23 protein-coding genes, 3 pseudogenes and 1 other annotated feature are annotated in these 25358 nt (G+C 67.4%); of the genes and pseudogenes, 19 read left to right on the top strand and 7 right to left on the bottom strand.

The window, feature by feature from the left end; all coding sequences use genetic code 11:
• Positions 1–25 precede the first annotated feature (25 nt).
• Positions 26–1287: pseudogene (locus NVV32_RS08465) on the bottom strand (IS3 family transposase).
• Positions 854–987, bottom strand: a sequence feature (AL1L pseudoknot). It overlaps the preceding pseudogene by 134 nt.
• A gap of 253 nt (positions 1288–1540) precedes the next feature.
• On the bottom strand, positions 1541–2497 hold the full coding sequence (locus tag NVV32_RS08460) for a hypothetical protein (protein WP_422389830.1): 957 nt from the start codon (positions 2495–2497) through the stop codon (positions 1541–1543).
• Between the two features lie 314 nt (positions 2498–2811).
• Between NVV32_RS08460 and NVV32_RS08455 the strand changes: the two genes are divergently transcribed.
• The 6 genes and pseudogenes from NVV32_RS08455 to NVV32_RS08430 all read left to right on the top strand — a co-directional run bounded on the left by NVV32_RS08455 (position 2812) and on the right by NVV32_RS08430 (position 6383).
• The gene (locus tag NVV32_RS08455) at positions 2812–3573 is read left to right on the top strand and encodes a hypothetical protein (RefSeq protein ID WP_157365889.1); all 762 of its coding nucleotides are present in this window, start codon (positions 2812–2814) and stop codon (positions 3571–3573) included.
• Between the two features lie 89 nt (positions 3574–3662).
• Complete coding sequence (locus NVV32_RS08450) at positions 3663–4190, top strand: hypothetical protein (protein WP_055771338.1); 528 nt, start codon at positions 3663–3665, stop codon at positions 4188–4190.
• Positions 4191–4531: 341 nt separating this feature from the next.
• Positions 4532–5458, top strand: coding sequence for a DUF1349 domain-containing protein (locus tag NVV32_RS08445; protein WP_422389829.1), 927 nt, complete (start codon positions 4532–4534; stop codon positions 5456–5458).
• 200 nt (positions 5459–5658) lie between these two features.
• Positions 5659–5976 (top strand): hypothetical protein, encoded by a 318-nt coding sequence (locus NVV32_RS08440; protein WP_422389828.1) that lies wholly within the window; start codon positions 5659–5661, stop codon positions 5974–5976.
• 118 nt (positions 5977–6094) lie between these two features.
• Positions 6095–6253: pseudogene (locus NVV32_RS08435) on the top strand (DUF1905 domain-containing protein); the annotation flags it as partial.
• The gene (locus tag NVV32_RS08430) at positions 6243–6383 is read left to right on the top strand and encodes a DUF1905 domain-containing protein (RefSeq protein ID WP_414826631.1); all 141 of its coding nucleotides are present in this window, start codon (positions 6243–6245) and stop codon (positions 6381–6383) included. The pseudogene NVV32_RS08435 and the gene NVV32_RS08430, both read left to right, overlap by 11 nt.
• A 171-nt stretch (positions 6384–6554) precedes the next feature.
• On the opposite strand, the pseudogene NVV32_RS08425 reads toward NVV32_RS08430, so the two are convergent.
• Positions 6555–7373, bottom strand: a pseudogene (locus NVV32_RS08425) (IS3 family transposase); the annotation flags it as partial.
• Between the two features lie 451 nt (positions 7374–7824).
• Between NVV32_RS08425 and NVV32_RS08420 the strand changes: the two are divergent.
• The gene (locus NVV32_RS08420; RefSeq protein ID WP_422389827.1) at positions 7825–9189 is read left to right on the top strand and encodes an MFS transporter; all 1365 of its coding nucleotides are present in this window, start codon (positions 7825–7827) and stop codon (positions 9187–9189) included.
• A gap of 86 nt (positions 9190–9275) precedes the next feature.
• Here the strand turns inward: NVV32_RS08420 and NVV32_RS08415 are convergent, their stop codons facing one another.
• Positions 9276–9398, bottom strand: a complete 123-nt coding sequence (locus NVV32_RS08415) for a JAB domain-containing protein (RefSeq protein WP_162237546.1) — start codon at positions 9396–9398, stop codon at positions 9276–9278.
• Here NVV32_RS08415 and NVV32_RS08410 point away from each other — a divergent pair.
• Both NVV32_RS08410 and NVV32_RS08405 read left to right on the top strand, forming a co-directional pair.
• Entirely contained in the window at positions 9397–9735 is a 339-nt protein-coding gene (locus tag NVV32_RS08410) for an ArsR/SmtB family transcription factor (protein ID WP_422389826.1), read from the top strand. The two genes, NVV32_RS08415 and NVV32_RS08410, sit on opposite strands and share 2 nt — an antisense overlap.
• A 305-nt stretch (positions 9736–10040) precedes the next feature.
• A complete protein-coding gene (locus NVV32_RS08405) occupies positions 10041–10484 on the top strand; it encodes a DinB family protein (protein WP_422389825.1) in 444 nt (147 codons plus the stop codon).
• A 135-nt stretch (positions 10485–10619) separates the two neighbouring features.
• On the opposite strand, the gene NVV32_RS08400 is transcribed toward NVV32_RS08405, so the two are convergent.
• A complete protein-coding gene (locus NVV32_RS08400) occupies positions 10620–11471 on the bottom strand; it encodes a LysR family transcriptional regulator (RefSeq protein WP_422389824.1) in 852 nt (283 codons plus the stop codon).
• An 86-nt stretch (positions 11472–11557) separates the two neighbouring features.
• On the opposite strand from NVV32_RS08400, the gene NVV32_RS08395 reads away from it, so the two are divergent.
• Positions 11558–12448: an EamA family transporter gene (locus NVV32_RS08395; RefSeq protein WP_422389823.1), complete on the top strand. Its 891-nt coding sequence runs from the start codon at positions 11558–11560 to the stop codon at positions 12446–12448.
• Positions 12449–12657: 209 nt separating this feature from the next.
• On the top strand, positions 12658–13044 hold the full coding sequence (locus NVV32_RS08390; RefSeq protein WP_055771324.1) for a VOC family protein: 387 nt from the start codon (positions 12658–12660) through the stop codon (positions 13042–13044).
• 164 nt (positions 13045–13208) lie between these two features.
• Here NVV32_RS08390 and NVV32_RS08385 read toward each other — a convergent pair whose 3' ends face one another.
• Positions 13209–13469, bottom strand: a complete 261-nt coding sequence (locus NVV32_RS08385) for a hypothetical protein (RefSeq protein WP_422389822.1) — start codon at positions 13467–13469, stop codon at positions 13209–13211.
• Positions 13470–13670: 201 nt separating this feature from the next.
• Between NVV32_RS08385 and NVV32_RS08380 the strand changes: the two genes are divergently transcribed.
• Positions 13671–14615 carry an oxygenase MpaB family protein gene (locus NVV32_RS08380; protein ID WP_422389821.1) on the top strand — a complete coding sequence of 315 codons (945 nt, stop codon included), beginning with the start codon at positions 13671–13673 and terminating at the stop codon, positions 14613–14615.
• Positions 14616–14732: 117 nt separating this feature from the next.
• On the opposite strand, the gene NVV32_RS08375 is transcribed toward NVV32_RS08380, so the two are convergent.
• A complete protein-coding gene (locus NVV32_RS08375) occupies positions 14733–16010 on the bottom strand; it encodes a PrsW family intramembrane metalloprotease (RefSeq protein ID WP_422389820.1) in 1278 nt (425 codons plus the stop codon).
• Between the two features lie 96 nt (positions 16011–16106).
• On the opposite strand from NVV32_RS08375, the gene pyrR reads away from it, so the two are divergent.
• From pyrR to pyrF, 7 genes are read left to right on the top strand one after another with little or no spacing between them, the layout of a single operon-like run.
• Positions 16107–16694 carry a bifunctional pyr operon transcriptional regulator/uracil phosphoribosyltransferase PyrR gene (gene pyrR, locus NVV32_RS08370; protein ID WP_055771314.1) on the top strand — a complete coding sequence of 196 codons (588 nt, stop codon included), beginning with the start codon at positions 16107–16109 and terminating at the stop codon, positions 16692–16694.
• A complete protein-coding gene (locus NVV32_RS08365; RefSeq protein WP_055771311.1) occupies positions 16691–17728 on the top strand; it encodes an aspartate carbamoyltransferase catalytic subunit in 1038 nt (345 codons plus the stop codon). The genes pyrR and NVV32_RS08365 overlap by 4 nt, the downstream gene beginning before the upstream one ends.
• Positions 17725–19155 (top strand): dihydroorotase, encoded by a 1431-nt coding sequence (locus NVV32_RS08360; RefSeq protein WP_422389819.1) that lies wholly within the window; start codon positions 17725–17727, stop codon positions 19153–19155. The genes NVV32_RS08365 and NVV32_RS08360 overlap by 4 nt, the downstream gene beginning before the upstream one ends.
• Positions 19143–19718 (top strand): hypothetical protein, encoded by a 576-nt coding sequence (locus NVV32_RS08355; RefSeq protein WP_422389818.1) that lies wholly within the window; start codon positions 19143–19145, stop codon positions 19716–19718. Before NVV32_RS08360 ends, NVV32_RS08355 begins: the two co-directional genes overlap by 13 nt.
• Positions 19715–21064: a glutamine-hydrolyzing carbamoyl-phosphate synthase small subunit gene (gene carA, locus NVV32_RS08350; protein WP_422389817.1), complete on the top strand. Its 1350-nt coding sequence runs from the start codon at positions 19715–19717 to the stop codon at positions 21062–21064. The genes NVV32_RS08355 and carA overlap by 4 nt, the downstream gene beginning before the upstream one ends.
• Complete coding sequence (carB, locus tag NVV32_RS08345; protein ID WP_055771305.1) at positions 21064–24369, top strand: carbamoyl-phosphate synthase large subunit; 3306 nt, start codon at positions 21064–21066, stop codon at positions 24367–24369. Before carA ends, carB begins: the two co-directional genes overlap by 1 nt.
• Positions 24359–25240 carry an orotidine-5'-phosphate decarboxylase gene (pyrF, locus tag NVV32_RS08340; protein ID WP_422389816.1) on the top strand — a complete coding sequence of 294 codons (882 nt, stop codon included), beginning with the start codon at positions 24359–24361 and terminating at the stop codon, positions 25238–25240. The genes carB and pyrF overlap by 11 nt, the downstream gene beginning before the upstream one ends.
• Positions 25241–25358 lie beyond the last annotated feature (118 nt).

Here is a 25358-nt window from a genome sequence, read left to right as displayed (position 1 = left end):
GCTCTGGGTTTGATGGAGACTCGGGTTATGTGACTTCGACCAGCTGATGGCGGTCGGTGTGCCCAGCATGGAACCTCCGCTCGAACTCCGCAGGCGGAACATCGCCGGGGTAGCCGTGAATGCGCTGCGTGTTGTGCCAGTGGACCCATCCGAGCGTCGCTAGCTCGAGGTCCTCGACGGTTTTCCAAGGTCCCGGGCGTGCTGGACGTCGAACGAGCTCGGCCTTGTAGTAACGGTTCACCGTCTCGGCCAGAGCGTTGTCATGTGAATCGCCAACAGTCCCGATCGACGAGGTGGCGCCTATCTCAGCAAGGCGTTCGCCGTACCGGATCGACGTGAATTGGCTCCCCGCATCGCTGTGACACCGAAGGTCCGCAGGGCGAGTGCCTCGGCCCACATCGCCATTTCGATCGCGTCGAGGATCATCTCGCTGCGCTTGAGAAACGCGCACCTCCACCCGACGATCGTCCGCGAGTACGCGTCGATGATGAAGCAGACGTACGCGACGCCGGCCCAGGTCGGAACGAAGGGCAGGTCAGTCTCCCACAGCCGGTTTTGCGCTGGCGCCGTGAATATACGGCGAACAAGGTCCGGGTGTCGTGTCGCGGCGGGATCAGGCCGCGTGGTCCTCACCCTCTTCGAACGTGTCGCACCTTCAATGCCGGCGGATTGCATCAATCTGCCCGTCTGGTCGCGGCCGATAGCGATACCGGCGGCGGACGGTTTTCCAGAGTTCAGGGACACCGTAGACCCGGTGATCGGCCTCCCACGGGGTGACCAGCTCGAGTGTGAGGTCCGCGTCGCTGTCGGCACGCGTGGATGGCACGCGGTTCTTCGCGGCGTAGTCCGTGCTCGGGGCCACCTGCAGCAGGGTGCAGATGGGCTCGACCCCAAGCGGTCGCCTTCGACGATGTCGTGTCTGTTCGCGTTGATGAACGCAACTACTTCCGGTGGTGGCGGTCGAGCTCCGCCCCGACGAAACGCGCGGCCCGCATCAGGATTTCGTTCGCCCCGCCACAGCTCCCGGACTTCTTGTTCAAACTCCCGCAACCACTAAGCCTCGGCGGTACTCACGCCGGCGGCGTGACCTTCATCGACGCCGGCCTGCCGGACCCATGACCGTGCCGATTCCGTTCCGAACCCGAGCTGCGACGCGACCCGACGGACCGTCCCGTGCTCGGTCCCGAGCTCTGCCCGCAGCGTTCGCACCACCAGGACCGCTGCGGCTTTGTCTTCCGGCGAGTACAGACGTGCTGTCGGCTTGCCCGCTCCTTGACTTGATGCCATGACTCTCTTCTCGTTTCAAGGTCAGAAGTTTCCATCAAACCCATAGCGGTTCAACCGGCCGGCGGCGGCACATATGGGCCAGCATCGGTCTCCTCGCGCATTCCGCTCCCGCCTCCGAGTGCTCTCAACAAGGGTTCGCTCGGAGGACGATCAGGCGAGTTCGGCGGCCGACCTACGAGTCGCAGCGATGAAGGCTGACTTGTCTTATAGTTGAGTCACCTTTGTCGGATGGGACGGGTCTTTCCGGGCCGGGCTAGCGGGGAAGAGTCCTGATCCATTCCGAGAAGTAGGTGAGTTCAGTTCCGGTGAGCGCGGCGGTGGGTCCGCTGTCCATGGGGTCGGCGAGGAGGGCCAGCGAGTCGGCTGGGAGGTTTTTCGTGGCCTCCCAGACGACCGACGACGGTAACGCTGCGTCGGGCCAGCAGAGGAAGCTAAGGGCATCCGAAGGGGTGGACTCCACGATGCCGACCCGGTGCTTGAGCAGGTCGATGAGTTCACTCGTGTACATGCGCCCGGCCACCGCGCCAGCAGTTAGGAGAACGCCCGATTCCAGAGTGCCCTTGCGTCCGCGGGGAAGAGGGATCCACTCGGCTCGAAGGGTTGCGCCTTGCCAGGGCTCGACGTCGCTGGGCGCCGGGGAGTTGTGGGTTTGCTGTTTGGGAAATCGCTGGTGCAGGTAGGCGACGATGTTGTCATAGCTGATGCTGATCTTTGTCGCAGTGAAGAGCGCCCTGCCGTTCACGTCCTTCACGTCGATTCCGCCAAAGCTATGGAGTGCCCGGCGGATCGAACCGATTTCGGTCAGTGCGACGATCCGCGTCGCTCGGAACCAGGGGCGGACCGTCAGGTGGTTGTCGAAGGCGTCTACCCGGAATCGACGAATACCAATGGCGAGAACGACGAGGAGAGCTCCAGCGACCGCGATGCCGGCCGCACTGATGAGGGGACCCGGCCCGTCCATCTCCTCGGATTCCACGATCGAGACGAGCGTGGATAAACCGCCGATTACTAGGAAGGCGATGCCGAGCGCGCGAAATAGGACGGACTGCCAGCGACGATTCGTCACCGTGAACAGTGCCTCCGTGTCTGGGTTCCGGCGAACCCCTGCGTGACCGTTGCGGTCAATTCGCCGGCCAGCCGCTCCGACGATCACGGGGATCACGATAGACAGCAGAACTGCAACGAGCACGGGAAACGCGATGAGAAACACCCGCCGAATGTCATGCCGGTCTCGTGCATGCGATCGCCGCAACGCCCAAGCAAAGGATTTTTGCTTGGATGCCGCAACTGCCGGGGCCACGATGGGGTGAGTCGTGTGCCGGTCGCGTCGATCGTGAGTTGGCGCAGTCTCCGCAGTGTGTCGCAAGGGAGAATCTCATGTAGCCGCTTTTGATATTTTCGTTGAGGGTGTCTGGTGGCGCTGACGTTGGTGCCTGTCGTTGGTGGGATGATGATGGGTCGGTTGGGCCCCCGTCCGTTCGTTCCGGGAAATTTCTCGGTGGTGTGAAGGTCAGGAACTGTGTGGTGAGACAGACAACGAGCGGACGGTACGCGCTCGAGGACGCCGGCGACCATCTCCGCCTCCGGTGGTCCGCAGACATCACGGTCGACTCCGCGGACGTTGCCTCCGTTTCGGCTGAGATCACCGTCGCATCCCCGGAAGGGCCGCGTCCTTTGCTGATGTACGTCAGCCTCGTTGGCGGCATCACCGCCGAGGCCAAGCAACTTCTCATCAGGAACACCAGGTGTTCCCGCATCGCCATCGTCGGAATCGACGACATCGGACGGATCCTCACCGCTTTCACCCACCGGTCGGTGACACCGACCGGGTACTTCACGGATGACACCGCTGCCCGCGAATGGCTGCTCGATGACACCCACGAGCATCCCAGTATCTTCGGCGAGAGCTACGGTGTGCAGCACGCCTTCGTCTCGGAGATGAGGGGCGGTGTGCTGTGGGTGAGGTGGACGCAGGCCTTCCACATCACTGAGAAGATTGCTGAGAACCTCCTCGCACGGGCCGAATTCATGAATCCCACCACGTGCCCGCCACTGCTCCTGGAACTTCACGAGATGCTGTCCGCGTCCGAGGGTGCCATGAAGATCCTGGCTGATGGTTTGAACATCACAGCCCTGGCCGTCGTCAGCGCTGACCCGAGCGGTCGGACCTTGACCAGTTTCTACCGGCAGCGGGCCCGCCCACCCTATAAGACCAGCTACTTCACCACCGCCGAAGAAGCACGCCACTGGCTGGCAGGACATCCCTCACCGCCTGCAACGGACTGATGCCAGCGCTTGTGAGCGACGTTTGACCCGTATCTGATGGTCGCGTGCGACAGTAGCAGCCCGGTCTCCCCTGTAGTGAGGTGATACAGATGTCGCAAGCGGATCGCCTTCTACGCGTTGCCTTGCTCATCACGTCGACGGTCCTGCTGACCACCTGCACTTTGCAGGTGAGTAGCGGCGGCCCGCTCAGGGCGGGAGGTGATCCCTCTGAAGTCTGCAGCGTGCAACCCGACCAAGGCAGCGCTGTCTTCGGGAACGTCGTAACGAACGACGGCGATACGACACTCACCATCACGGGGGCCGTTCTGGTCGAGGGGGAGAGCCTCGAAATCCGGGATGCCTACGTCATGCCGGTCGATGAGACTCACTCGTTCGTCATCGGCACGGGTTCGACGGATCCGACGGAACCGGAAGCGATGGCGGCCTGGGACAGCGCGAGGAAGCTTGATGACGACAAACTCAGAGCCGGCCAGCAGGTGAACATCGTCCTCGTGATCGATAACGGAGCTGCAGACGTTGGCACCACCCGAGCTGTCCGCTTCACCTACGAGCAAGGACCCGAGCAGTTCACGGCCGATACGAACATGATGCTCGAACTCACGGATAACCAGTGCTAGCACCACGGACAAACCCCCCGGCGGTCGAAAGCAGCAACCCGCTCAATAACGTCTACCACGACGAAGAGACAAGCTTGAGTAATGCCTACCGCGCTCCGGGTTCTGCCGGGCTCACCGCTACCACACTGTCCCTCCTCGCCGCCTAAGTCTTCGCAATCAACCTCGCCCTCACCTTCGACGTCACATCCAATCCGCAATTCTTCTTCACTGTGTCGCACGTCAGTCCTGCCCTGCTTTACGTGAGCGTCCCGATCCCTTTCGCCCTGGTTGGTAGAAAAAGTAGCTGCCGTGCGGGTCTCGTGGAGCTAGGTACGATCCTTCTGGCCGGCGCCACGCTGCCCATGCTCATCGCCAATGGAATGTATCTCGCAACCGTCACACCACAAGCAGTCGGCAATCACATCGGCGGGGCCGGACTCATGCTGTTAGGCGCGGTAGACCTTCTCGCCACCTCGCTTGTTGTCGTCTTCGCCCTTCCTGCCCGCCCCGTCGGCGTCGGCCGCCTCGACAACCAGCCCACCCACGGTCACAGACAAGCCCATCGGGACGATGCGCAATGCCGGGAAGCGGACCGGCTTACCGGAACCTCGCTGTTGTGTCGGATGTGTCATTGGTTGAATGGGGTCCGAAGCTTGAACGAAAGACATAGGGGATATGGCATGACACGAACAATCAGTGAGGCCGGCGATGTCTGGGACCGGGGGACATGGCGCAATTCGCCTGTGCGTGCCGTCGCTGAGGGGGGAGCTCTGCGGGTGACTGCGGCCGAGAACAGCGACGCCTGGAGGCACACCTCGTACGGCTTCGTCCATGACAGCGCGCATGCCTTGCTGGCACCGCTGCCCGCCGAGGGTGCAATGGAGGTCTCATTTCTCCTGGATTACACCGAGCAGTTCGACCAGGCGGGGATCTACCTGCACGTTTCGGATTCCGTGTGGATCAAGGCCGGTGTGGAGGTGTCAGACGGAGTCCCCCAGGTTGGGGCAGTCGTGACACAGGAGGTCTCGGACTGGTCGGTGGCACCTGTCCCTGAGTGGATCGATCAGGAGATCACAGTACGCCTCAGCAGGGCCGGTAACGCCGTCACCATTCGGGCCCGCGCTGGGGATGAGCCTTTTCGGCTTATCCGCGTTGCACCTCTGAAGGAGACCGCGAGCGTCGAGATCGGCCCATTCTGCGCCTCGCCTACCCGGGCCGGCCTCACGACCACCTTCACCCGATGGATTGAAACCGATGCAGATGCGACGCTGCACCCTGAACACGACTAGAGCTGCACCACACATCTACGGGATGCGCAGCATGCTCGGCTGAACAAGTGAATCGACGCGACCAGTAAATGGATCCCGCTGGAGGATCGTGCTGCGGACGGCGGGGGATCATCGACCGGGCAGGCGGGAAGTATGGTCCCCAGGTCATGTGGCAGTAGGTTCCGGGGAATTCGCATGAGCGAGGAAGTGAGTGGAGCATCATGAGAGAGGGCGATGCTACGAAAGCCGTGTCGGTTGCTGCGGCTGTTCTGTTCGCCGGTTTCCTGGGGGCCTGGTTCTGGATCACGATCCAGCAGGGTGTTGCGCTTAAAGTTGCCGGCGACACCCAGGCATTTCGGCTTGCTGTCGCAGTTCTACTCTTCGCGCCCTTCCTCGTGCTGATCTACCTTTGCCTCGAGCCTGAGGTTGCGCTCAAAACACGGTCCTCCCAGGGAAGCCTTCTGTTCGCTGCCTTGAGGTTCGCCTGGCTACTGTGCGCACGGTTTTACTCTCTTCTCCTCGGATTCGCTCCGTTCTGAAAGCGCTGAGACGGAATCTCGTAGGTGCCGACTGGCTGTCCGCACAAGGATCCGCTTGCGGGCGTCGTCCCGATATCCTCTGAAGGACCGCGCCACCAGAGACGATGAGGAAACTACTGTGAGTACGAGAGTCGGTCCACTCGATCTCGCCTTCTCCGCGCTGATCGGAGTCACGGTGATAGGTGACCTCTGGTCATGCGTGGAGGTGCCAGACTCGGTTGAACTCTTCGGAACAGGTAAGACAATCAAGGTCGTCGCTACCGTCGATGGTGAACCGCTTACAGCAGGTCTCCTGCCCACTGGTATCGGGGGGGCACATGCTCTCGATCAGCGTCAAGCTACGGAGGAAGCTCGGCAAAGAGCTCGGCGACACCGTTACTGTGCACCTGACTGAACGCCTCAACTGACAGCACTTCTTCAGTGAGATTTGGTGCTCAGCTAGCTCTTTTCTGACCAGCGGCACCGTCATCACTGTCGGAGGTGATGTGGGCCGTTCCGCGTTGACTGCGCTTGGTCCTACTCGGGTGCCGTGCGCGGGGGACTGCCCACGGTTTGGTTGACTCGTGGGTTGATAGATTTCAGGCGGCTAGCGCCATGTTGTTGATTGTCTCGAATTCAATCGGGGCGAGTTTGCCGAGTGCTTTCTGCCGTGTCCGACGGTGGTAGGTTCGCTCGATCCAGGTGATGATGGCCAGGCGGAGTTCCTGCCGGGTTTCCCACCGTTTGCGGTTCAGGACGTTCTTTTGCAGCAGGGCGAAGAATAATTCCATGGCAGCGTTGTCACCGCATGCACCGACCCTACCCATCGAGCCGTGCAGCCCGTTCGCGTGCAGCGCGGAGCCGAATGTCCGGCTTCTGAATTGGCTACCTCGGTCCGCATTCACGACCGTTCCCGAGGGGCTTCTGAGCGCCACGGCGTGGGCCAGTGCTGCCACCGCGCAGGAGGCTTTCGTGCGCCCGTCGATGGAGTGGCCCACGATGCGGTTCGAGTGCAGGTCCTTGATCGCGCAGAGGTAGAGCTTGCCCTCAGCGGTAGGCTGCTCGGTGATGTCCGTGACCCACCGCGTGTCCCTCGTAGTGGCGGTGAAGTTCCGCTCGAGCAGGTCATCGTGGACCGGTGGACCGGTGGACCGGTGGACCGGTGGACCGGTGGACCGGTGGACCGGTGGACCGGTGGACCGGTGGACCGGTGGGCCCGCCTGCCGGTCGCCGACCCGTTTGCGGTGGATGACCGAGAGGATGCCGCTGGCTGAGCACAGTCGCCAGATGCGACGCTCGCTGGCCACACGGGTAACACCGGCGTTGAGCCCGTCGGCGATGAAGCGGTACCCGAACGCCGGATCATCGGCGTGAAGATCGAGGGCCGCGTTGATCAGGCGTGCTTCTTCCCAATCCCGGTTTGGGTCAGCTGTATGGACCAAAAGAGCCGTGCGCGAGAGGTTCGGGCGGCCCGCGTGGATCGAGATGCGCTCTGACACTGGTCGCAGAGCGGTGCGATAGAACACACTCAACAGGGCAGCGCGACATCGCTGGAATCGCGTTGCTTTATCGCCCGGTCACAGTGTCGGAATCGTTGCGCCTGGGGCTCGGACACCGTGCGACCGGGGTAGCAGGCGGATGGCAGCAGGGGGTACGAGGGGTATAGAGGCCGAATCTCAGGCAGCGCTGCAGGACATGTGCACTACCCGCCGGTAGGGCACCCTGTCTCGACTCGTGTGCGCGCGATAGGCGACATCCTTTAGTTCCTCGGCTGGACCGTCCGACCCGCAAGTCAGGCACATATACATCAGTGCGTAATAATGCACGTATCATTGGCGGTCGTGTTCCTGCTGAAGATGGGTCCCCCTCGTGCTTTCTGTTCTGCGCCGCACGGCGTACCGCAACCTCTTCACCGCTCAGGTGGTCGCCCTACTGGGTACTGGCTTGTTGACGGTCGCCCTGGGCCTGCTCGCGTTCGATCTGGCCGGTGGACAGGCCGGTGCGGTCCTGGGAACGGCGCTGACGATCAAGATGATCGCGTATGTCTTCGTCGCCCCCGTGATGGCGGCACTGGTCGAGCGCTTGCCGCGCAAGGGTGTCCTGGTCGGCGCGGATCTGGTGCGGGCGGCGATCGCGTTGAGTCTGCCCTTCATCGATCAGGTCTGGCAGATCTACGTGCTCGTGTTCATCCTGCAATCCGCCTCGGCGACGTTCACGCCCGCGTTCCAGGCCCTGATTCCCGTCGTCCTGCCCGGGGAGAAGGAGTACACCAAGGCACTGTCCCTGTCCCGGCTTGCCTATGACCTGGAGTCCCTGGTGAGCCCGCTGCTGGCGGCTGCTCTCCTGGCGGTGATGAGTTTCCACAACCTGTTCGTCGGGACGATGATCGGATTCCTCGTCTCCGCGGCGATGGTCCTGGCGACCCGGCTGCCGGCCATCCCGGCGTCGCACTCTCAGGGCTCGTTGCTGCACCGCACCACGCTCGGAACCCGGATCTTCCTCAGGGAACCCTCCCTGCGCGGCCTGATGGCACTGAACCTGGTGGTCGCCACCGCAACGGCTCTGGTGCTGGTCAACACCGTCGTCTACGCGAGGGACCTGTTCGGCGGTTCCAACACCGACGTAGCAATCGCTTTGGCCTTCTACGGGGTCGGCTCGATGCTGGTGGCCTTCCTCGCACCTCGGGTCCTGGAACGGACCCCGGACCGCACCTTCATGCTGACAGGTGGGTGGATCCTGATTGCGGGCCTGATCGCCGCGGCCTTCCTCGCGTCCACGGAACAGAGCAGCATCCACCTCACCGACAACTCGTGGGCGATCTTCCTTGGCCTGTGGGTGCTGCTCGGCATCGGCACGTCGATGATCAGCACACCGTCCTCCCGTCTACTGCGCCGGGTCGCGACCGACGACACCCGCAGTTACCTCTTCACCGCCCAGTTCTCGCTGTCCCACGCCTGCTTCCTCCTCGCCTACCCCCTCGCCGGGTGGGTCGGCGCCGCCGCAGGGCAGGAGACCGTGGCGTTGGTCCTGGCGGCATGTGCTCTCATCGGGACGATCGCCGCGCTCGTCCTCTGGCCCGCCACCGTCCCTTCCGGACCACAGGAGGAGGTAGGGCCGCCTGCACGGAACGGTTCGACGCAGTTGGCGGCGGAGGCTGAGGGAGAAGGATCTGTCGACGCGGCGTCCGGCGAATCAGCTGAAAAGGCGCAGCACGGTACCGAACGCGGGCAGTAAGGGGTAGGGGAGGGCGGTAACGTGGATGACGTACCTGCGGGACGGACAACGGCGTTCGGGACGATCCACCGGTATCAACAGGGCGATCAGGGGGCCAGGAACATCATGGGCGACGTACAGGCCGACCGGTCGAGGGCATCCACGACCACTTCCCGGACGTCCACGGGTGAGGACGTCAGGCCTGAGGACGTCACGGGGGTGCGCCCCATGACTCCGAGTCTGGTGCACTCGGTCCACCCCGACGCGGATCGCCTGGCCGCAGGTGCGGCGACCTTTCAGATGCTAGCGGACCCCACCAGGCTGCACATCCTCTGGATCCTGACACAGGGCTCGGCCGACGTCGGGACCCTCGTCGCCGGAACCGGAGCGAACCGCACCGCGGTCAGTCAGCACCTGGCCAAACTCCGCCTCTCCGGGCTCGTCTCCACCCGCAAGCAAGCTCGCAACGTCATCTACAGCATCATCGACGGACACCTCACCCGCCTCATCCTCGAGGGGATGAACCACGCCGACCACCGCGTCACCGGTGAACCCGTCCACGAATAGACGCCGACCGGCACTCGAAGGGTGGTGGGTCTCCGCGATACAGTGCCACGTTCCGTGATCGATGGGACCTTCCGGCCGGTGGGAGGGCCACGGAACTGGATCACCTGTCGTAGACCCTCCGACCTCGATCGTCGGGACCGTCGAGCTCCCGTGTCCATCCGTCGACGTTCCCTTCCAGGAGTTTTCACCCGCGCCGCCCCCACCGCAGGGGGCGACCGCCACGGGCGGGTGACGACCGGGACGTCGACGTCCCGGTACTGACGGACGCCGAATACCTGTGGGAACCGGTCGGCGGGTGCTGGTCGGTGCGACGGCGTGCCGACGGTCCCGGACGCGGCGCTGCACAGCTGATCGGCGCAGGGGAGTGGGGGCGGGACGGAGCCCCCGACAGTCCGTGGCCCCCGCCTCTCACAACGATCGCCTGGCGGCTCGATCACCTGTCCGAGACGCTCATGGGCCGCGCCAGTCATCTGGGCGGTGATCGCACCTTCACTCGAGCTGCCTACGTATCCCCCGCCGATGCAGCCGGCGCCATTGCACAGATCCGGCGAACGGCGGCCGACTGGCGCCGGTCGCTCCTCCAGATCGCCGAGTCCGACTACGACCGGACCGGCCTCAGCAGCTACCCGTACGGCAGTGATGCCGAGGAGACGTTTCCCTCGATCGTCTGGTGGATGAACCAGGAGATCCTGCACCACGGTGCCGAGATCGCGCTCCTCCGCGATCTCTACGTTCACCGCGCGCGTTGAGGACGAGCGCGAACCTCGGACCGCTCAGGGCATGGACGTGCCCCCGCGCCCGGCGCAGCTGCGAACGACCACCTGAGGAGCCCGCACCCTCGCCGTCGTAGCAGGAGTCCCATGCAGCCAGCACCTCCTTCGGGCTCAGCGGTAGAGGCCCGCGAGGAGCACGATGATGTCCTGCAGGATGGCTGGCGGGTCGGTCCGGGTCCAGGCGGCGTAGACGGGTACGGGTGCTGCATCGCGGATAGGTCGGTAGGTGAGCCCCTGGCGGCGGTACTGGTGTGCTGTCGATTGCGCGGTCACTCCACGGGCTTTTCCACTGCTGATGACGGTGAGCCAGTCATCGACGTCGGTGGTGGGGATGGTCTGGCGTGGTTGGCCGGCGTCGGGCCAGAGGTCGAGCTGGGTGCTTCCGGTCCGGTGATCGATCGCCAGCGGAGCTGCAGCTGCGTGAGCGAGTGTCACTGTACGTTTGGCCGCCAGGGGGTCCCCGACGGCCATTGCGCAATAGCGTTTCTCGGTACCGATCAGGACCAGGTCGAGGTTTGCCACATCCGGTAGCCGACGCAGGATCACCACGTCACTCGTCCCCTCGGCCAGTCCTGCTGTGGGTGTGTTGATCCGGGTCAGTCGCAGCTCGTGGTGGGGGAGGGCTTCGGCCCATCGGCGTTGGAACTCGGGGGTGTGCCTGCCCAGGGCTGACCATGCGTAGCCGACCCGGAGGGTGCTCAAGCCGGCGACGGCGTCCTGGCGCAGGTCTCCGACGACAGCCAAGGCTCGGCGGGCATGCCGAAGCACCCTTTCACCGTCCGGAGTGAGGTCCACGGTCCGGGTCGTGCGGTGCAGGAGCCGGACCAGGAGGATGGACTCGAGCGCGGCGACATTGCGGGAGACAGCGGTCTGCGAGATACCGAGCTCGATTCCGGCGTCGGTGAAAGTGCCCGTATCGATGACGCTGACGAAGGATCGAAGGTGACGCAGTTCGATATCCATCCCTGAATCCTACTCATGCCTCAAACGCATCAATCATGGGATTCATGCATTGTGAGCAGGCCGTGGCGGTTCTGCACACTTCCAGCATGAGAAAGCTGAAGCACGCGGCGGGTGACCGCACAACCGGTCTGGCAACTGCTCTGGGCGGTGCGCTCTCGAATCAGTTCGGGGCGGCCAGTGGGTCTCTGGCTTTCCCGGTCATCGGGCCGCTCGGTGTCGTTGCTGTCCGCCAGATCGTCGCCGCCGCGATCCTGCTGCCGCTCGTCAGACCCCGGGTGCTCGACCTCACCCGGGCTCAGTGGTGGCCGGTCCTGCTCCTGGCGCTGGTGTTCGGGACGATGAACCTCACCTTGTACCTGGCCATCGATCGCATCGGCCTCGGCCTGGCTGTGACCCTCGAGTTCTGCGGGCCCCTCGCGGTCGCCCTGCTCAGCGCCCGGACCAGGAGCAGTGTGATCTGCGCTGTCATCGCAGGAGCCGGCGTCACCGCGATCAGCCGGCCTCAATCCACCACGGACTATGCGGGCATCGGGCTCGCCCTCATTGCTGCGTGTAGCTGGGCCGCCTACATCCTGCTCAACAGGACCATCGGCTCCCGCATCCCTGGAGCACAGGGTACCGCCACAGCGACGGGAGTCTCCGCCGTTCTCTTCCTGCCCATCGGCGGCTGGGTCCTCGTCACCAGCCGTCCGGACGCATTCACCCTGCTCTGCGCCATCGGTGCCGGCGTCCTCGCCTCAGCGGTTCCATTCATGGCGGACCTGATTGCCCTCCGGAGGATCCCTGCGAATGTGTTCGGCATCCTGATGAGCATCAACCCGGTGCTGGCCGCACTCATCGGAGCGGTACTCCTCGACGAGCACCTGGGAACGGTGGAATCGGTCGGGATAGTTCTCATCGTGACCGCGAACACGGCCGCCCTACGCCTGGCCGCCCGCACAACACGATCAGCAACCGCGCGAGCCGATGAAGGCTGATCAAGCAGTGACCTCGATCCACCTGCGCGAACGTGCGGAAGCCGGTGGGATCTCGGCCCGTGCAGGCAGCTCCAGCCGCGCACGGTGGGACGGGCGTCCCGTGGTCCGGGCCCCCGTCGATTCCCGTGGCCGTCTGCCGAGTCTGCCGGGAGCTGTCCACGGACGTCCGACTCTGGTGGCCACCCATCCGGAGTGTCACACTGAGCCGCATGATCGATCAGACGAAAGCATTCAGTGGCTTCTCGGTGCGGGACCTTCACGAGGCGAGGGTGTTCTACGAGGAATCACTCGGACTATCGATCACCGAGGAACACGGAATGCTCTCGATCGATCTGGGGAGTGATCATCATGTGCTCGTGTACCCGAAAGGGTCAGCTCATCAGGCTGCGTCGTTCACCGTCCTGAACTTCCCGGTTCCGGACGTCGACGCCACTGTCGACGAGCTCGCGGCCAAGGGCGTTGTGTTTGCACGCTACGACGGTATGACCGACGACAAGGGGGTGAATCGACACGGTGGTCCCCTCATCGCCTGGTTCACGGACCCCTCCGGCAATGTCATGAGTATCATCGCGATGCAGGAGCTGGGTGAACCGTAGCGCTGGAGACGACGCACTTTGGTCGCGCGTCGTCGCACCCGAGGGTGGATCCTCGGCTCGTCGCCGCCCGCTCAGTCCATGCCATCACGACATCGAACCCGGGGCCACTGTCCGCTTCATCGTCCGAGTGGGCGAGCCCTTCACCGACCTGCAGGGGATGATGCCTACGCGATGATGCCCAGAGCACTGGCGATGGTCCGGGCGAGCAGGACCGGAAGGGCCGGGGTGATCAGGTCGACGCTGACGCAGATCCCCAGCCACATCAGAGCGGCCGTGGGCGGAGGCTGCAGGCGAAGGACGGCGACAACGTCGGCGCGCAGTGCTGCAGTGAAGGCTCCTCGGGTAGGGCGTGCGTCGTAGCGCGAGCCGCGCAGCCTTGGGGCCGGGCAGGCCCCGGGTGCCGGTGCACGGCCCAACTCGTTCATGTCGATACCCGCTCACCGCGGACGGCTGATCGTCGCTCGTGTGGCCGGACCCCTGTGCTTCTGCTCAGGTGCATCCCGTCGTCGGCTCCACGACGTCACTGGTCCTCGCGTCGATCGCCGTGTCAGAGCGGTGTTCTACGCTTCGTAGTAGATTCCTGTCCGGGGTGTCCGTCGTACCCGACCTACCGTCGTTGGAGCATCATGCCTGTCAGCTCGATACCGCGCCCCGCCGAAGTGGCCCACCGCGTCCGCAGCGTTTTCCGTGCCCGGGTCTCCGGAGACCCCACCGGTGCACCTGACTGGGTGCGCGACATCGCCCTGGTCGGGGAGGGCCCCGGCTTGTTCGAGCCCGACGGCGTCGTCTGGCAGGTCCACGGTGGCCTCTCCACTCTGGTCGGCGGCGTCGCGGCCCTCCTCGGACAGGGTGCGCACCCCCTCGCCATGGCCGGTGTTGCACGTCACTCCTCCTACCGCAGTGACCCCTGGGCCCGCCTCGCCGGGACCGCGCGCTGGCTCACCATCACCACCTTCGGCTCCGCGGAACTCGCCGAGCGGGACTCGGCTCGGGTCCGCCGCATGCACGGGCGGGTCAATGGCACCACCGACGACGGCCGCGCCTACTCCGCCTCCGACCCCGCCCTCCTGCGATGGGTGCACCTGGCCTTCACCGATGCCTTCCTCGGGGCCCACGAAGCCGTCGGCCACGACCTGGCCCCACGGTTCGGCCGCAACTGGGCCGACACCTATGTCGCCGACTGGTCCCGCAGCGCCCGGACTCTGGGAGCTGAAGATCTCCCGGTCAACCGCCGGGAACTCGCGGACGCACTGCGTGCGCTGGAACCCGAGCTCGAACCCGTCCCCGCCGAATTGCTCACGTTCCTGTCAGCCCCGGACGGGCTGAACCGCGCGGAACGGATCTTCTACAGCGGCATCGCCAGCGCTGGAGCGCTGGTCATCTCACCGTCCGTGGCACCCCTCGCCGGGGTGCCCGGCCGCGGTGACCGCTCGCTCGCGAACCGCCTCCGTTTGCAGCGCACCCGCGTGCAGCTGCGGACCTTCCAGCTGGCCCTCGGACCTCACAGCCCCTCCGTGGATGCGGCGCGCTACCGGTTGGGCCTCGCCGGCCGCCCGGACTGGCTCGACTGACCCTCACCGGCGGAGCGCGCGGCGGCGTAGCGTAGGGCGGCCGGCGCATCGGCTTCGCGCCGAACGACTTGCGGTCCGGACTCGCCCGCAGAGACGAACGGAGTGCGCGGGGAGGACCTACCGGGGCGTCGACGCGAGCTGGAAGATGCGCGCCCGCCGCTGCGTCGCCTCGTCGAGGAGGACGCGCTCCTCGGCCGCGTAGTCGGCGTCGCGCCGTCCGCCGAGCATCCGCTGGCGGGTGTAGGCGATCCGCGATGCCGTGCGGATGAACCCGCGCATCTCCTGCCGGGCACCGACCGAGCCCGCCCACGCCAGGGCCTGCGAGCGCCCGGGCCGCGTGGCCAGCATGCGCACTTCCTCCGGGGTGAACCAGCCCGCGCGGGCGTAGTCGCCGAGGCGTGACTCCGTCAGACGGCGCTCTGAGCGGCGGAGGAGCACGACGGCGATGACGGCGGCGACGAACAGCGGCACCTGCACCACGAGGTAGAAGAGGAAGAAACAGTGGAACAGCACGAGAGTGCCGCCGTTCCAGAGCATGTGTCCCGCGATCGCGGGGATCAGCCCCAGCACGAACGCCCCGAGGATCCGCGCATTGCCACCCCCGCGGCTGAGGGCGAATCCGAGCACGAAGCCGAGGAGCGAAGTGAACATGACGTGCGCGAAGGGCGAGAACAGGCCGCGGAGGATGAACACGCCCACCACCGCCGCTGCGTTCCCCGACTCCACGACGGCCGAGCCGAAGTAGAGGATGTTCTCCGTGAAGGCGAAGCCGGCCGCCACCGTGCCGGCATAGACGATCCCGTCCACGGGCCCGTCGAAATGGCTGCGGCGCGTGTACACGAGGATCAGCACGCCGAGGCCCTTGGCGAACTCCTCGACGAGCGGTGCCTGCAGTACGGGTCCGATGAGGTCGGGTGACGTGGTGGTCAGCGCACTGCCCAGCAGTTCCACCACATAGGTCCCCAGGAGCAGGGTCACCACCACCGAGGTCCCCGCGCCCCACAGGAAGGCGAACAGCAGGGCCCCCCTCGGCTCGGGATCCCAGCGGTCGATCCAGCGCAGTCCCAGCAGGCAGATCCCGAGGGGGACGAGCGCGAGGATGCCGCACAGGATGAACGCCGACGGCCCGAGGGAGAGCGAGAGCAGGAGCAGCACGGCCGCCACCACGAGCGCGGCGACGACGACCAGGATGACGTTGAGCACTCCGCGCCGCCGGGGCGCGGGCTGGTCCCAGACGGGCCGGGACGCCGGCCCGCCCGGACGCAGCGGCGCGGGCCGGTGCTGCCGGACGGTGGTGGTGCCCCACCAGCCCTGGTCCTGCCGATCGGGCGCGTACTGCCGGTGGCCGACGTCGCGCGGCTCGCCGTCACCGGGTCCAGGGTTGTTCATAGCCATGCTGCAACCCTAGGGGTCGGCGCTGCTGTGATAGTTTTGACCCCGCAACCAGCCTTTAAATTCCGTCCCGTGAGGCGGGGAAGGAGGAAGCGTGTTATGACTGTGCCTGCCTCGGAATCCGGCATCCACAAGCGCGTCGTTCTCGCAGAAGCAGACATCGATCGCGCCCTCACGCGCATCGCCCACGAGATCCTCGAGGCGAACAAGGGGTCCCGTGACCTCGTGCTCCTCGGCATCCCCCGCAGGGGTTTCCCCCTCGCCCAGCGACTCGCGCAGAAGATCGCCGCCGTGGACCCGACGGTCGATCCCGACCTGATCACCGGCCAGCTCGACGTCACCATGTACCGGGACGATCTCCGCCGCCATCCCACCCGCTCCCCGCTGGCCACCCAGCTGCCGCCGTCGGGCATCGACGACAAGGTCGTGGTGCTCGTCGACGACGTGCTCTACTCGGGGCGGACCATCCGGGCCGGCCTCGACGCGCTCGCCGATCTCGGCCGCCCGCGCGCGGTGCGCCTCGCCGTCCTCGTGGACCGCGGGCACCGCGAACTGCCCATCCGCGCGGACCACGTGGGCAAGAACCTCCCGACGTCGTCCCAGGAGCGCGTCCGCGTGCACCTCGCGGAGATCGACCTGATCGGCGGCTCGCCGGTCGACGAGGTCGTCATCGAGGACCGCGCGTGAAGCACCTGCTCAGTACGCAGGACCTCTCGGCCCGGAGCGCGCTCCGCCTGCTGGACACCGCGGAGGAAATGGCGGCCGTGGGGGAGCGGGAGATCAAGAAGCTGCCCGCCCTGCGCGGCCGCACCGTCGTGAACCTGTTCTTCGAGGACTCGACGCGCACGCGGATATCCTTCGAGGCTGCCGCGAAGCGCCTGTCCGCGGACGTCATCAACTTCGCGGCCAAGGGCTCCTCCGTGTCGAAGGGTGAGTCGCTGAAGGACACGGCACAGACGCTCGAGGCCATGAGTGCCGACGCCGTCGTCATCCGCCACCCGGCCTCCGGCGCACCCGCACGGCTGGCCGCGTCCGGCTGGATCGATGCTGCCGTGGTCAACGCCGGTGACGGCACGCACGAGCATCCCACCCAGGCGCTCCTCGACGCCTTCACGCTCCGCCGCCACTGGGCGCGGATCGCCGGCACCCCCTCCGCGGGGACCACGCTGGCGGGCATGAAGGTCCTGATCGTCGGCGACGTGCTGCACTCGCGCGTCGCCCGGTCCAACGTCTGGCTCCTCACCACCCTCGGTGCCGAGGTACTCCTCGCGGGTCCGCCCACGCTCCTGCCGGTCGGCGTCGGCAGCTGGCCCTGCAGGGTCTTCTACAACCTCGACGACGCCCTCGCCGAGCGCCCGGACGCCGTCATGATGCTGCGGCTGCAGGCCGAGCGCATGAACGCCGCGTTCTTCCCGTCCACGCGGGAGTACTCGCGGCGCTGGGGCTTCGACGACGGCCGCCTGGCGCTGCTCGACACCATGGGACTCGACGACACCGTGATCATGCACCCGGGGCCGATGAACCGCGGGCTCGAGATCTCCTCCGCCGCCGCCGACTCCCCGCGGTCCACCGTGCTGGCGCAGGTGCGCAACGGTGTCTCCGTCCGCATGGCCGCCCTCTATCTGCTGCTGTCCGGTGACCCGCAGGACGACGACGCAGCGGACGGCCGCGCCGACCAGGACGACCCGCCCGCCACGACCCCGGAAGGCCGTACTCCGTGAGCCACGACACCACACCCCGTTCCGACGACGCCGGATACCTCATCCGCGGCGCCTCGCTCCTCGGCGGCGCGCCCACCGACCTCCTCGTCCGCGGCGGCGTGATCGCCGCCCTCGGCCCGGAGGCCGGCCGTGACGCCGGCACGGAAGCCGTCACGATCGAGGCCGACGGGCTCGTCGCGCTGCCCGGCATGGTGGACCTCCACACGCACCTCCGCGAGCCCGGCCGCGAGGACGCCGAGACCGTCGAGACCGGCTCGCGGGCCGCGGCCCTCGGCGGGTTCACCGCGATCCACGCCATGGCCAACAGCTCGCCCGTCGCGGACACGGCGGGCGTCGTCGAGCAGGTCTACCGCCTCGGGCTCGCCTCCGGGTGGGTCGAGGTCCGGCCGGTCGGCGCCGTCACCGTCGGGCTCGGCGGCGAGCGCCTGGCCGAACTCGGTGCCATGGCGGAGTCGCGGGCCGGCGTCCGGGTCTTCTCCGACGACGGTATCTGCGTGCACGATCCCGTCCTGATGCGCCGGGCCCTCGAGTACGTGAAGGCGTTCGACGGCGTGATCGCGCAGCACGCGCAGGAGCCCCGCCTGACGGAGGGCGCCCAGATGAACGAGGGCGACGTCTCCGCCGTCCTCGGCCTGACGGGGTGGCCGGCGGTCGCGGAGGAGAGCATCATCGCCCGCGACGTCCTGCTCGCCCAGCACGTGGGCTCGCGCCTGCACGTCTGCCACGTCTCCACCGCCGGGTCGGTGGAGATCATCCGCTGGGCCAAGGCCCGCGGCATCGACGTGACGGCCGAGGTCACACCGCACCACCTGCTGCTGACCGACGAACTGGTCCGCAGCTACGACCCCGTGTACAAGGTCAACCCGCCGCTGCGCACGTCCGACGACGTCCACGCGCTCCGGGCGGCCCTCGCGGACGGCACCATCGACGTCGTCGGCACCGACCACGCCCCGCACCCGAGCGAGCACAAGGAGTGCGAGTGGGCGCAGGCGGCAATGGGCATGACGGGTCTCGAGACCGCCCTGTCCGTGGTGCAGCACGCCATGGTGGAGACCGGTCTGCTCGACTGGGACGGCTTCGCGCGGGTCACCTCGGTGACGCCGGCACGGATCGGCAGCCTGGCGCACCAGGGCCGTCCGCTCGCCGTCGGGGAGCCCGCCAACCTGATCCTCGTCGACCCCGCGGCCCGCTGGACCGTGGATCCCTCGACGATGGCGACCAAGGGGCGCAACAGCCCCTTCCGCGGCCTCGAACTGCCCGGCCGCGTCCGGGCGACGTTCTTCGGCGGTCACCCCACCGTCCTCGACGGCAGCCTCGCGACCCCGCGACCGACCGCGCATTCGGCCACGCACGGGGAGCAGACCGGGGCGCAGGGCGATCTGCAGGGCGGTCTGCAGGGCGGAGAGGCTCCGGCATGGAATATCTAGGCTGGATCCTGATGACCGTCGCGATCATCGTCGTCATCGTGGCACTCATGGCCCTCGGCTGGCGGAACCGGCTCCGACGCCAGTCGGACGTCCCCCCACCACCCGAGATGCCCACCGATCCCGGACGCGTCCTGTACGAGGCCGACGGCCAGTACGTCGCCACGACGACAGCCGGGGACTGGCTGGACCGCATCGCCGTCCACGGCCTCGGCCTCCGCGGCAACGCCGTCGCCACCGTCCACCCCCACGGCGTCCTGTTCACCCGTACCGGGGCCCGCGCCGTCTTCGTTCCGCGCGAGGACCTCGTCTCCGTGCAGCTCGCCGGCGGGATGACGGGCAAGTTCGTCGAGAAGGAGGGCCTCGTCGTCGTCACCTGGCGGCTCGGCACCGGCCCGGACGGCGAGCAGCGCCGCGTGGACACCGGCTTCCGCACGCGCCACGCGGTCCACAAGGCCCAGCTCGTCGCGGCCGTCGCCGCCCTCATCCCCGCTGGGCCCCCGGACGGGACCAGCCGCACGACCCACCGAACTCCACCGACCCCCGAAGGCAGGGAACAGCTGTGAGCCACGCTCCATCGACGGCACCGATCCAGGCGAAAGCACCCGCGGTGCTCGTCCTCGAGGACGGCCGGACCTTCCGCGGCCGCGCCTACGGCGCCCGAGGCACCGCGCTCGGCGAGGCGGTCTTCGCCACCGGCATGACCGGCTACCAGGAGACCATCACCGATCCGTCCTACGCACGCCAGCTCGTCGTCCAGACCGCACCGCACATCGGCAACACCGGCGTGAACGCGGACGACGCCGAGTCCCGCCGCATCTGGGTGGCCGGATACATCATCCGTGACGCCGCCCGCCGCCCGTCGAACTGGCGCTCCGAGCAGAGCCTCGACGACCAGCTGCGCGAGCAGGGCGTCGTCGGGATCGAGGGCGTGGACACGCGCGCCGTCACACGCCACCTGCGCGAGCGCGGCGCCATGCGCGCCGGGATCTTCTCCGGCTCCGAGGCCGGGCTGACGGAGGCGCAACTCGTCGAGAAGGTCCTCGCGCAGCCGTCCATGACGGGCGCCCGGCTCGCCGAGGAGGTCAGCATCGACGAGGCGTACGTCGTGGAGCCCGCCGAGCACGGGTGGACCGGGGAGACCCTCGCGACCATCGCGGCGCTCGACCTCGGCATCAAGGCCATGACACCGAAGCACTTCGCCCAGCGCGGTGTGCGGACCGTCGTCCTGCCCGCTGCCGCCACCTTCGAGGACGTCGTCGCTGCGCAGCCCGATGGCGTGTTCATGTCCAACGGACCCGGCGACCCCGCCACCGCGGACGCGCAGGTGGAGCTGCTCCGCCTTGTGCTCGACGCCCGCATGCCGTTCTTCGGCATCTGCTTCGGCAACCAGATCCTCGGGCGCGCCCTCGGCTTCGGGACCTACAAGCTCCGCTACGGCCACCGCGGCATCAACCAGCCGGTCCTCGACCGCCGCACCGGAAAGGTCGAGATCACGTCGCAGAACCACGGGTTCGCCGTCGACGCTCCCCTCGACGGCCCCGTCGAGGCTCCCGCCGGACGCTACGGCCGCGTCGAGGTCAGCCACGTCAGCCTGAACGACGACGTCGTCGAGGGCCTCGCGTGCCTGGACCTGCCTGCCTTCTCGGTGCAGTACCACCCGGAGGCGGCAGCGGGTCCCCATGACTCCGCCTACCTCTTCGACCGGTTCATCGACCTCATGCAGGCCGAGAAGGCCGCGCCCGGCTCGGGGAACGCCGTCCTGGCCTCGGCACTCGATGCCGGCTCCGAAGCCGGGGCACTGGCTGAGGCAGCCGCCGCCGAACTCGGCACCCACGGTTCGAAGGTGACGGGTAACCAGTCCCGGCACAGCCACGCAGAACAGACCAGCACCACGCAGGAAGAGAACTGATGCCCCGCAGAACCGACCTCAAGAGCGTCCTGGTCATCGGCTCCGGCCCGATCGTCATCGGGCAGGCCGCCGAATTCGACTACTCGGGCACCCAGGCCCTGCGCGTCCTGCGCGAGGAGGGCCTGCGCGTCATCCTCGTCAACTCGAACCCCGCGACGATCATGACGGACCCCGAGTTCGCCGACGCCACCTACGTCGAGCCGATCACGCCCGACGTGGTCGCGAAGATCATCGAGAAGGAGCGCCCGGACGCCCTCCTGCCCACCCTCGGCGGGCAGACGGCCCTGAACACGGCGATCGCCCTCGACAAGAACGGGGTGCTGGAGAAGTTCGGCGTCGAGCTGATCGGAGCGAACATCGCCGCCATCGAACTCGGCGAGGACCGTGAGAAGTTCAAGGGCGTCGTCGAGCGCTGCGGTGCGGAGTCGGCGCGGTCGGCGATCATCCACTCGATCGACGAGGCGCTCGTCGCCGCCGACGACCTCGGCTACCCGATGGTCGTCCGGCCCTCCTTCACCATGGGCGGCCTCGGGTCCGGGCTCGCCTACACCGAGCAGGACCTGCGCCGGATCGTCGGTCAGGGCCTGCAGTACAGCCCCACGAGCGAGGTCCTCCTCGAGGAGAGCATCCTCGGATGGAAGGAGTACGAGCTCGAGATGATGCGGGACAGGAACGACAACGTCGTGGTCGTCTGCTCCATCGAGAACTTCGACCCCGTGGGCGTGCACACCGGTGACTCCATCACCGTGGCTCCCGCGCTGACGCTCACCGACCGCGAGTACCAGCGCCTGCGCGACATCTCCATCGCCGTCATCCGCGAGGTCGGCGTGGACACCGGTGGCTGCAACATCCAGTTCGCCGTCGAGCCGGACACCGGTCGCGTCGTCGTCATCGAGATGAACCCCCGCGTGTCCCGGTCCTCGGCCCTCGCATCGAAGGCCACGGGCTTCGCGATCGCCAAGATCGCCACGAAGCTGTCCCTCGGCTACACGCTCGACGAGATCCCGAACGACATCACGCTGAAGACCCCGGCGTCCTTCGAGCCCACGCTGGACTACGTGGTGGTCAAGGTCCCGCGCTTCGCGTTCGAGAAGTTCCCGGCGGCGGACCCCACGCTGACCACCACCATGAAGTCGGTCGGCGAGGCCATGGCGATGGGCCGCAACTTCACGGAGGCCCTGCAGAAGGCGCTCCGCTCGCTCGAGCAGAAGGGCTCCCAGCTGTCCTACGCTGCCGTGGCGCCCGAGGAGGTCGACGCCCTCGTCGAAGCCGCGAAGCGCCCCACCACCGAGCGCCTCTCGCAGGTGCAGCGCGCGCTGCTGGGAGGTGCGAGCGTGGAGCGCCTGTACGAGGCGACGGGGATCGACCCCTGGTTCCTCGACCAGCTCGTGCTGCTCAACGAGGTCGCCGAGGAGGTCCGCACCGCCCCCAACCTCTCCGAGGACGTGCTGCGCCTGGCCAAGCGCCACGGCTTCTCCGACGAGCAGATTGGCGCCCTCACGCACACCCCCGACGCCGTCGTCCGCGGGGTGCGCCACGCGCTGGGGATCCGTCCCGTGTTCAAGACCGTGGACACGTGCGCCGCCGAGTTCGCGGCCTACACCCCGTACCACTACTCCTCCTACGACGAGGAGGACGAGGTGGCCCAGCACGAGAAGCCGTCCATCATCATCCTGGGGTCCGGTCCCAACCGGATCGGCCAGGGCATCGAGTTCGACTACTCCTGCGTCCACGCCACCATGGCGCTCCGCGAGGCCGGCTACGAGACCGTGATGGTCAACTGCAACCCGGAGACGGTGTCCACGGACTACGACATCTCCACGCGCCTCTACTTCGAGCCGCTGACCCTCGAGGACGTCCTCGAGGTCATCGCCGCCGAGGAGCGCACGGGAGGCGTGCTCGGCGTCTTCGTCCAGCTCGGCGGCCAGACCCCGCTGAAGCTCGCGCAGGAACTGGCCGACGCCGGCATCCCGATCCTCGGCACGTCACCGGAGGCCATCGACCTCGCCGAACACCGCGGGGCCTTCAGCCGGGTGCTCGACGCCGGCGGGCTGATCGCGCCGAAGAACGGTACCGCGGTGTCCTTCGAGGACGCGAAGCGGATCGCCGACGACATCGGCTACCCCGTGCTCGTGCGCCCGTCCTACGTCCTCGGCGGGCGCGGCATGGAGATCGTCTACGACGAGCCCAACCTCTCCCGCTACATCGCCAACGCCACGGAGATCACCGAGGCGCACCCCGTGCTGATCGACCGTTTCCTCGAGGACGCCATCGAGATCGACGTCGACGCGCTGTACGACGGCACCGAGATGTACCTCGGCGGCATCATGGAGCACATCGAGGAGGCCGGCATCCACTCCGGCGACTCCGCGTGCGTCCTGCCCCCCATCACCCTCGGCGCCGACGTCCTCCAGCGGGTCCGTGAGGCCACGCTGGCGATCGCGCAGGGGGTCGGGGTCCGCGGACTGATCAACATCCAGTTCGCCCTCGCCTCCGACGTCCTCTACGTCCTCGAGGCCAACCCGCGGGCGTCCCGTACCGTGCCGTTCGTGTCGAAGGCCACGGGGGTGCAGCTGGCCAAGGGCGCCGCCCTGATCGGCACCGGTGTCACCGTCGCCGAGCTCCGCACGCGGGGGTTCCTGCCCGCACAGGGGGACGGGGGCTCCCTGCCCCTGGATGCGCCGGTCTCGGTCAAGGAGGCCGTGCTGCCGTTCAGCCGCTTCCGGACGCCGGAGGGCACCGTCGTCGACTCGCTGCTCGGCCCCGAGATGCGTTCCACCGGCGAGGTCATGGGGATCGACAAGTACTTCGACACCGCCTTCGCCAAGAGCCAGGCCGCGGCGAATGCAGCCCTGCCGGTCGAGGGCAAGGTCTTCGTCTCGGTGGCGAACCGGGACAAGCGGTCCATCATCATGCCGGTCAAGCGGCTCGTGGACCTCGGCTTCGAGATCGTCTCCACGGGCGGCACCGCCGACGTGCTGCGCCGCAACGGCATCCACGCCACGACGGTCCGTAAGGTGGCCGAGGGAGCCGGCGAGGGGCAGGGCACGGTGGTGGACCTCATCACCGAGGGCGGGATCGACATGATCATCAACACGCCCTCCGGTGGACAGGCCCGCGGTGACGGCTACGAGATCAGGGCCGCTGCGACCTCCTACGGCCTGCCGGTCATCACGACGATCCCCGAGGTCGGTGCCGCCGTGCAGGCCATCGAGGCCATGCGGTCCTACGAGTGGTCGGTCACGAGCCTGCAGGAGCACGCCGCGAACCTGCGCGCGTCCACCGAGGCACGCGATGCGTCCTGAGGTCCCTGCCGCCGCACCCCGGGCATCCGGCACCTCCCGCGCCTCCTTCGGGGAGCGCCTCGCGGCGGCCCGGAGCGGCAAGGGCAGCCTGTGCGTCGGCATCGATCCCCATCCGGCGCTCCTCGCGGCGTGGGGCCTCCCGGACTCACCCGAGGGCCTGGAACGGTTCTCCCTCGCGGTGCTCGACGCCGTCGGGCCGGTGTCGGTGGCCCTCAAGCCGCAGGTCGCCCTGTACGAGCGGCACGGCTCACGCGGGCTCGCCGTCCTCGAGACGCTGCTGGCCCGTGCGGCCGACGCCGGTGCCCTGACCATCGCGGACGCCAAGCGCGGCGACATCGGCTCCACCATGCAGGCGTACGCCGAGGCGTGGCTGGGGGAGGGCAGCCCGCTGGCGGCGGACGCCGTGACCCTCAATCCGTACCTCGGCTTCGAATCGCTGCGGCCGGCGCTCGACCTCGCTCGGTCCACGGGTCGGGGGGTCTTCGTCCTCGCCCTCACCTCCAATCCCGAGGGCCGCTCGGTGCAGCACGTGGGCGGGGGCGCCTCCGTCGCCCGCTCGATAGCGCTCGCCGCAGCCGGCGAGAACGCGGACCAGGACGGCGCGGGCCGACCGGGCCATGTCGGGCTCGTCGTCGGAGCGACGATCGGTGACGCCGCCGAGCGGCTCGGCCTCGACCTGGCACGGTTGAACGGCCCGATCCTCGCCCCGGGAGTGGGCGCGCAGGGGGCGGGGACGCGCGAGCTCCGCGCCGCGTTCGGCGGCGCGCTGCCGCTCGTGCTCCCGACGTCGAGCCGTGCCATCCTCGCTGCGGGGCCGGACGGGGCCCGGTTGCGGGCAGCCGCCGAACGGACACGCGACGAGCTCGCGTGAAGCAGGGGCAGCATTGATTTCAGGGGTGTGCGCCCGGTAGGTTCGGTTCCAGTCCGACCCCGGAACGTGACCGATCCAATCGACGAGCAGCCGCCGCCCTCCGTGGTGCCGTCCAGCG

It is taken from the genome of Arthrobacter sp. N1, assembly GCF_048288285.1.
Classification (GTDB): Bacteria; Actinomycetota; Actinomycetes; order Actinomycetales; family Micrococcaceae; genus Arthrobacter_D.
Note: the sequence above shows the minus strand (reverse complement) of the source record. Positions and strands in the feature narration are given on the sequence as shown.